Annotated in this window: 1 rRNA gene; it reads right to left on the bottom strand. The window is 46.1% G+C overall.

Going from position 1 to position 408, the window contains the following annotated elements:
* Positions 1-408 (bottom strand): 23S ribosomal RNA (locus FUA24_RS00440); the annotation flags it as partial.

Genomic DNA, 408 nt, shown 5'->3' with positions numbered 1-408 from the left:
GATGGTCCCGCCAAATTCACACAGGGTTACACGTGCCCCGCACTACTCAGGATACTACTATCTCCACTTCGCTTACCTTTACGAGACTATCACTCTCTACGGTTTGTCTTTCCAAACAATTCTAGTTAACTTAGTTTCAAATATTGTAGTCCTACAACCCCAACATTGCCGTAACAATATTGGTTTGGGCTAATCCGCGTTCGCTCGCCACTACTAACGGAATCACTTTTGTTTTCTTCTCCTCCGGGTACTTAGATGTTTCAGTTCTCCGGGTTCACCTCCTTTCGGATACTATATCTTCAATATAGTGGGTTGCCCCATTCGGATATCTGCGGATCAAATTGTATGTGCCAATCCCCGCAGCTTTTCGCAGCTTATCACGTCCTTCATCGCCTCTGAGAGCCTAGG

This window comes from Seonamhaeicola marinus (genome assembly GCF_008085455.1).
The sequence above is the reverse complement of the archived record's forward strand: the minus strand, read 5'-3'. Positions and strand labels throughout refer to the sequence as shown.